Source organism: Afipia sp. GW823-FHT06G09 (assembly GCF_058794875.1).
In genome coordinates, this window is record NZ_JBXAHF010000006.1 from 120,482 (window position 1) to 128,042 (window position 7,561).

At 64.6% G+C, this 7,561-nt stretch carries 8 protein-coding genes; all 8 read right to left on the reverse strand.

Annotated features, from left to right (window positions below):
- Positions 1 to 3: 3 nt before the first annotated feature.
- The 8 genes from AC1Q67_RS23530 to AC1Q67_RS23565 all read right to left on the reverse strand — a co-directional run bounded on the left by AC1Q67_RS23530 (position 4) and on the right by AC1Q67_RS23565 (position 6,982).
- Positions 4 to 1,797 carry a PcfJ domain-containing protein gene (locus AC1Q67_RS23530; protein ID WP_492237621.1) on the reverse strand — a complete coding sequence of 598 codons (1,794 nt, stop codon included), beginning with the start codon at positions 1,795 to 1,797 and terminating at the stop codon, positions 4 to 6.
- Positions 1,794 to 2,258: a hypothetical protein gene (locus AC1Q67_RS23535; protein WP_492237623.1), complete on the reverse strand. Its 465-nt coding sequence runs from the start codon at positions 2,256 to 2,258 to the stop codon at positions 1,794 to 1,796. The genes AC1Q67_RS23530 and AC1Q67_RS23535 overlap by 4 nt, the downstream gene beginning before the upstream one ends.
- Before the next feature lie 146 nt (positions 2,259 to 2,404).
- Positions 2,405 to 2,713: a DUF4326 domain-containing protein gene (locus AC1Q67_RS23540; RefSeq protein ID WP_492237625.1), complete on the reverse strand. Its 309-nt coding sequence runs from the start codon at positions 2,711 to 2,713 to the stop codon at positions 2,405 to 2,407.
- Between the two features lie 195 nt (positions 2,714 to 2,908).
- Positions 2,909 to 3,199 carry a hypothetical protein gene (locus tag AC1Q67_RS23545; protein ID WP_492237626.1) on the reverse strand — a complete coding sequence of 97 codons (291 nt, stop codon included), beginning with the start codon at positions 3,197 to 3,199 and terminating at the stop codon, positions 2,909 to 2,911.
- Positions 3,196 to 3,609, reverse strand: coding sequence for a hypothetical protein (locus AC1Q67_RS23550; RefSeq protein ID WP_492237628.1), 414 nt, complete (start codon positions 3,607 to 3,609; stop codon positions 3,196 to 3,198). Before AC1Q67_RS23550 ends, AC1Q67_RS23545 begins: the two co-directional genes overlap by 4 nt.
- Before the next feature lie 133 nt (positions 3,610 to 3,742).
- Positions 3,743 to 4,669, reverse strand: coding sequence for a DUF3991 and toprim domain-containing protein (locus AC1Q67_RS23555; RefSeq protein ID WP_492237630.1), 927 nt, complete (start codon positions 4,667 to 4,669; stop codon positions 3,743 to 3,745).
- Between the two features lie 204 nt (positions 4,670 to 4,873).
- Entirely contained in the window at positions 4,874 to 5,050 is a 177-nt protein-coding gene (locus tag AC1Q67_RS23560) for a hypothetical protein (RefSeq protein ID WP_492237632.1), read from the reverse strand.
- A gap of 441 nt (positions 5,051 to 5,491) precedes the next feature.
- Positions 5,492 to 6,982 (reverse strand): replicative DNA helicase, encoded by a 1,491-nt coding sequence (locus tag AC1Q67_RS23565; RefSeq protein ID WP_492237634.1) that lies wholly within the window; start codon positions 6,980 to 6,982, stop codon positions 5,492 to 5,494.
- Positions 6,983 to 7,561: the final 579 nt, after the last annotated feature.

Here is a 7,561-nt window from a genome sequence, read left to right on the forward strand (position 1 = left end):
AGGTCAGCGCGGGGACGCTGGGGACTTTCCGCCGAGGGCTGCGAAAGCCCGGTCAATGGTGTCGACGAGGCCGCTTTCGGCGCACCAGAGGTCGAAACTCGCCGGCGCCGGACGCGGCAGCAGCGGCCGGTAAAGTGGATAAGCCTCGCGCGCGTGATCCAATGGCAGCGCGTCGCTGCGCCAGGCATAATCCCCGCGTTTGTGCATGCGCCGGCGATAGCGCGCGAGCGTCGCCGCATTCATGGCGTGCGCCTGCGAACGCAGATCGCGCAGGAAGTCGCGCAATGCATCATGGAGGTCGTCGGCGGGTCGGGTATTCCGGATCGCCTTGAATTGGCCGACCTTCAACGCCGGCGCCTCAATTGAGCCTTCGAGCGCAATCTCGACGGTGGCGGCGCGGTGGCCGTCGCGGCGCAACGACAGGATTTGTGTGTCGCCACGCCGGCAGACATCGTAATAGCCGCCGACGCAATGTTGCATCGCGTTGCCTTCGATCACCAGATCGCTGGCGGAGGTCAGAGCCACAACCTCATAGCGGCCGTCGTGCGATCGCCAGGCCGCGCAGAGCGCCGGCCAGCCGGGCCGTTCCGCCGTATGCTCGTGGCGCAGCGCCGAGAGCGACGCGGCGCGGCGATGCCACAGCGCGGCCGCCTCCTGAAACGCCTTCGGCTTGCGGGTCCCGATGATGGCCCGATGCAGACCGAGCAGAAACGTTCGATAATCGGCGCAACCGTGTCGCGCTTGTGGAAAATCGAGCTCGCTTGCGAAATGCGCGATGGTGGTGTTGCGCAAGTCGCCGGGCGGCCGGCGAGCGGCGACAAGCGGACGAATGAGATCGTCCTTCAGCGCGAGGACGGCGTCCTGAACGCCCGCTTCCTTCTCTTCGAGATAGTCCGGCCGGATGAGATGCGTGCGCGGCGATCGCAGCCAGGGTGAGTTTTGCCATGCAGACGGTGTTTCCGGCTGGGCGGCGCCAGGCCATTCGTGGCGCGGGACCGAATAGGTCTTGAGCCGCCGCGCCGCGACCACGAAATCGTCCCATTGCTCGATCGATGCACGGACGTCGCGCGAGCCGCGAAAAGCGCGCAGCTCGGCCTCGGTTAACCCGAGATGTCCCGCAAGCGCCGGCGTCAGGGGTTCGGCGCGATCGACGACCTCCGTGATGGCGGGCTCTCGCAACGCCGAGACGAGGCTTCCGAACAGGCCCAGGGCCTGTGCGCGTCGGACCAGGATGTCCGGCCGGGATGCATCGCCGGAGAGATATGGCGCGAGCAGCCACTCGGCCTGCAGCGTGAGGCCTCGCGACAGGAACGCGGCCTGCGGGGCATCGCGCGTCAGGACGGCGCGGAGATGCTGCGTGCACAGTTCCTCGACGCGCTTGTGAACGCGCGTCAGCGCGGCGCCGACACACTCGGCCATGGCGGTGAGCTCGGCTTCGCGCGCGCCATCGCCGAGAAGATCGACCATGAGAAACGCATAGCCCCAATCGTCGAGCCGGGCTGAAATGTCGAGACGCGTCTCGCCACGCGCACAGCGCGCGACGTCGCTCACGATACAGGTGATATGATCCAGCAGCTCCGCCGCGGGACCGTGGCCCGGAGGCGCGGGATGGACGCGAAGATCGGCTTCGAGGTGATTGTCATGCACGTCGGCATCGAGCCGGGCATGTGACAGAGCCATCAGCGCGAGTAGCGCTGCGATACGACTGTCGGACTTGCGCAGCGCCACGGTTGCGCAGCGGCCGACGAGCGTTTCGAACGCGGAGGTTTCGAGGTCGGACCAGATGGGGGCGTTCATGACACCGCCTCCGCATCCTCGGCGCCGTCGTCATCGGAATCGAAATCCTCGTCCTCGAATTCCTCGTCATCGTCTTCGCCGCCGTAGTCGCCCTCCTCGCGGAAGGTCATGTCGCATTCGAAGCGGAGGTCGTCATCCTCCTCGAAGGGACGAATGATGACGGTGCCGTAGCCGCCCTCGTTGTTCACCCAATCGCCTTCGGGGAGATCGGCAACGAGATCGTCAAGGAGCCATGAGAGCGTGCGGGCCCGGCCAGTGCCATCGATGCCAGTCGGAATATCGGGGAGCCCGTCGAGCAACCGGCCGTCGACATGCTGGATTCTCTCGAGCGTCGAATCGCCCGAGTCGCCGCCGCCATCTAACGAATATTCCAACTCCTGGATGCCGATCGCGCGCAACAGCGCGATCGCGATCTCTCCTCTGTCCATCGCCTTGCCCTTTCCTGAAGATGTCGAAAACATCTCCGGGCGGCCGCCTCTCCGGCCGTCGGGTCAAGGGCCGCGGCACGCGGGCGCAGCGCACCCTTGACGCGTCGGCCGGACATGCGGCAGCGATTTCATGCTTCTTCAGTCCTCCCCATTTCATGAAAGGACCGTCCCCCCGACGTTCACGCAGCGGCTCTCACGCCGCGCCACCACGTGATCCGCTCGTCGCGCGACGCATTTGCGAGACGACGCAGGAGATCGCCGTGGCACGCGCGCGGCGCGCAGAAGCAGACGAGGTCGCGACCACGCAGCTCGTCGAGCGCGCGCAAGAGATCATGCTGGTGGGCGAGCCAGCGCGTGTGTTTTGCGATGACGGCCGCCCGGTCGCCATCAGGGCCAATCCGGAACGGATTGCCCCATTTCGAGCCGCGGCCGATATAGACGGCGCCCGCCGGCACGCCTGCGTGATGCTTGTTGAGAACCCTGCACATTGTCCTTCGCTCCTGACCGCGTTGCGATGGATGCGCGGCCGGGCGCAGAGAGGTCACGGCTGTCACGCATCGTCTGCGATGCGGGAACGGCATGCCCGTTGACAGGCGAGATGCTGCGCCCAGCGTTTTCCGAGCTCACGGGTCTAGGTTGCGATGGCCCGGCAGGGTTGGGCCACGGCGCGCGGTTCGTCGAGACTATTGTTGGCCGATGTGAGCTTCGTCGGCAGCCGGGTGGATGCGATCGTCGTCGAACGCGACGTCCTCGATCACGCTTTGCCTGCCATCCGGCGTCGCGCGGTCGATGAAGGCGATGACGCCTTCTCGCCGCTCATCGAGATCGATGTGCTCAGGATGTGCCATTGAGGCCATCGCCGTTTTCGCGGCGGCCTTCGCCTTCTCGATCGCCTCGGCGTCGGACTCAGCCTCGATGCTGACGCTATCGTAGGCCCGCAGCCAGAAGCCGATCTTCACGATATATCCGGTCATGGCGCGTCTCCGACGATGTCGGGATCGCGTGCGCCTGCGAGGATCGCCTCGGCCTTGGCGATCGCGGGCTGGGCGCGCTCGCGCCAGAAGTTGGGATCGGGCGATTCCTGGTCCGGCTTCGCCAGAACCTTGACGAGACCGAGCAGCACCTCGAAATGCCGCGCGATCCGCACCGGCGTCTCGGTGTAATGCGAGGGGATCGGCTGAGCCGCGCCGGAATAGGCGGCGTCTGCGCCGGACCAGATTCCCGTCACATAGGTTTCGCCAGCGGATTCGTAGTCGCGCTTCTCGCGGTCCCAATCCTCATCCTCGATGGCAAGACGGCAGGCCTGCGCCAGCGTCTCCGCCTCGTAGGTCTTGTGCCGGAAAACCGGCAGGCGATAAGTGGTTTCAATGGTCCAGAGAGCCATCGGTTGGTCCTTCCCTTCAGGTATTGCGAACACCCTGCGGGCGGCCGGCTCTCCGGCGCGGCGGGTCAAGGGCCGCTGGTCAAGCGGGCGAAGCCTCCCTTGACGCGCCGACCGGCAGGCGGCATCGGCAACCTTACCCACTTGCCACGACAGGCTCTTTCTCCAGCCGCATGGCCAGAACCTTCAGATCGTCATTCCAGTCGCCGGCGCGGGGACGCGATCGTGCGTAGAGCGCGGTCGCTTCCGACGCGATGGCGCGAATCCGGTCGGCGTAAACGTCGCCCTGCCGATTGTTGTCGGTCGCGGCAACAAGCCGGGCGTTCACCCGGCCGGCCAAGCCGCGGATGGCCTCATCGGTCGCCGGAGACCAGCCGCCTCCGGTGCTGACATAAAGTGTGTCATCGCGCAGGACTTCGATCGCAGCGAGGCTCATGGCATCGATCGCGGCTTCGGTGATGCAGATTCGCTGGGAGCCGATCGGCCCAAAGCGAAACAGCTCCTTGGTCCCGTCTGTGGCGAACCCGCGCCAGCGCGGGCCGCGCTCTTCCCAGCCGATGACGCGGCCGGCGGGGTCATCGTGTGCCGCCCACATGCTGCCCTGCGGACCCTCGCGCAGTCGACCTTGAGCAATCGCTGCCGCAATGATGCTGTCGGGGATACAGCGCTGATCGGCGAGATAGCGCCAGGTCGCCGAACCGGGCCTCGGGACTGTCCGGTACGCCCAACGGTCGGCGACGGACGTGAGCGCCAGGGGTCTGGACGCGCGTGTCCAGACCGGCGAGCTCGGAACGAAGCCGACAAGAGCGGCGACGCGATCGCAGGCTTCAGGGAATCCGCTGGCGCCAAGATGTTCGGCGAGATCGAAGACATCCCCTTTGGCGGACGACAACGGATCGAACCAGCCGCGCCCGTCGTGAATGACGATGATGATGTTGGCACCGCGCCGATATTTGAGCGCGCGGCGCGTGCTCTCCTTCAGGTCGATTTTCCAACCACCCTTTTCGAGTACCGCCGCGCAGGCCACTTTGGCGCGCAGCTCTTCAATGTCCTTCTTTTCCATATCTCCGCACCGAGCGCGCTCTGCGCTACTCGGCCCTTTCTTCGGTTGGCTCTTCTTGTTCCACATGTTCCGGAACGGGACCGACCGGCCGCGAAGCCTGCCGGATGCAAGGGCGCGCTGACAAGCCGTCCAAGATGTCGGACTCCGGCCGCGGCGAAGCTTCCCTTGCGACCGGCACGGCGCCAGCGGCATCGGTCACCCGGCTCAATGAGCCGGGGACCACGGATCGTATTCATGCATGATGGCATCCTCTTCGCCGTCGTATTCACTGGAAACCATGACACCGAATTCGTCGTCGACCTGAAAGAGAACCACCGGCACCATCAGCGTGCGGGCGAGATCGAGGGCGTGATCCTGAGCGAGGGTGAGATTCTGCGACATCGTGAGGCTCCCGTCTTGGGGCGGGGACCATCCCCGCTCGACAGGCGCCGACGTGTTCGGGCGCGGCCGCGGTCACCTCGCAGGCGAAGCCGAAGAGGTCGCACGCTTGCGTAGCGAACCCCTTGCGGGTTGATCGTGGAAGGTCGCGGCCGAACCAAGGAAAGCCCATTCGAGAGCGGGGTGGTCCTTCCCCGGATGCATGGCGCGCCGAACGTCACAGTCTCAAGAGCGAATGCTTGCCGCGGTCGACGCCACGCGAAATCAAGTGTGCTTGGTGGTCTTCTCATCGAGTCGCCGGAGGCTGGTGCTCGATACGTGCGAGAGATCTGACGTCAGCCTGATCGACGCCGGGTCGCGTTCGAAGCTCTGACGTTGGAGATCATTCCGGTCGACCGCCCGGAGACCTGCGCGATATATGAAACGAGGAGTTAGAGCCGGCAGCTATTCCGTTCGCTCAGGCAACTGGCTCTGGTTCGCCAGATCGAAGAAGCGGGTGAATTCACCCTGAAACGTCATGGCGACCGTCCCTGTCGGACCGTGCCGCTGCTTCGCGATGATGACTTCCGCCTTGCCGCGCGCGTCCGTCATCTCGGATTCCCAGGTGAGATGATCGTCGGTGCCGGGCCTGGGCTCTTTGTTCTTGAGATAATATTCTTCGCGGTAGACGAACAGGACGACGTCGGCATCTTGTTCGATCGAACCTGACTCGCGCAGATCGGAGAGTTGCGGCCGCTTTTCGTCGCGGTTTTCGACCCCGCGCGAGAGCTGGGACAGCGCAACGACCGGGACGTTGAGCTCCTTGGCCAGCGCTTTCAACCCGGTGGTGATCTCGGTGATTTCCTGAACGCGGTTCTGCGTCGCGCGCTGGGATCTGCCCTGCATGAGCTGAATATAGTCGACGACAATGAGATGCAGGCCTCGCTGTCGTTTCAGGCGGCGGGCGCGGGCCGCAAGCTGGGCGATCGAGAGCGCGCCGGTCTGGTCGATGAAGAGAGGCAGACGCCGCATTCTCTGGCGGTGGTCGAGGAGCCTACTGAAATCGGTCTCGCCAATCTCGCCACGCCTGATGCTGGAGGACGACACTTCCGCCTGTTCGGCGAGTACGCGCGTGGCAAGCTGCTCGGACGACATTTCGAGGGAGAAGAAGGCGACGATTCCACCAGCCGCAGGCCGAAGCGAACCGTCGACCTGCTGTGCCGCATCGTAGGCGCTTGCGACGTTGAACGCGATGTTGGTGGCGAGGGAGGTTTTCCCCATGCCGGGCCGGCCGGCGATGATGATCAGGTCGGTGGGTTGAAGACCACCCATTTTGGCGTCAAGGTCTTTGAGCCCGGTTGCGAGGCCGGAGAGCCTGCCGTCCGACTGATACGCCTGCGCGGCCCGATCGATGGCGCTGTCGAGTGCGGTCTCGAACGTCTCGAAGCCGCCGCCATAGCGTCCGGTTTCGGCTATGTCGTAGAGAAGCTGCTCGGCATGCTGGATCTGATCTTGGGGTGCGCAATCCACCGCCGCGTCAAAGGCGCTGCCGAGCATGTCCTCCGCGATCTTGATCAGCTCGCGTCGCACCGCGAGATCGTAGACGGTGCGGCCATAATCGGGTGCGTTGATGACGGTCGTCGCTTCCGCGGCCAGGCGCGCGAGATATTGCGCGACAGATAGTCCGACGATGTCGAGTGTCGCGGGAAGGAAGGTCTTCAGCGTGATCGGGCTGGCAATTCGGTTCGAGCGGATCAGCTCGCTCATGAGCTCGAATATGCGGCCATGCAGAGGCTCGAAGAAATGGTTCGGCTTCAGGAAGTCGGCAACGCGATAGAAGGCATCGTTGTTGATGAAAATGGCGCCAAGCAGCGCTTGCTCGGCCTCGATGTTCTGAGGAAGCTCCCGATAGGGCGGAGCGTCCAACGCCGTCAGTTTGAGTACCGCTTCTGCCACGTTTATCCGTCCGCCGACACCAATGTTGACGTGCAGGATCTACGAGCAACATTTGATCATGCGGGGGAGGACGACGAATCGTCCTTCGATGACGGAGTTTAACGTCAGACCCGATATATCCAATGGCTAAGCTGACCGCGACGGTCTCGGGGACCAAGAGGCCGTCGCTTCATGATCTGCCGAATGGTCTCGGGTTTATAGCCGGTGTTAGCCGCTGCACTGCGCTCTTGCGTCAGGGATGGCCGCCCGCGAGGGGGAAGCCCCGGATGCGGGGCTTCAGCGCAGCCGCCAGCCCGGCCCGGCAGGGCGACGCCCAACCGCTTTCTCGAATCACGGTCGCTTGCCCCGCCGGGGTGCCAGAAATTTCCAGCAATCAGTCATTTACCGAAGGGACCTAGAACGCAGGCTGCCAAACGGTTATGAATCGGGCGGGGCGGTACGCGCTGCCCTGGGGCGTGGAAACCTCTACGAACGGTTTGGTGCCGGCCGTTACGGCGCCGCACTCCTTGACCTTATGGTCGGGGAGCCTGTGGCGTATGCAACAGGTTCACCCGAACTAAAGGCCACAGGGCCGCGTAC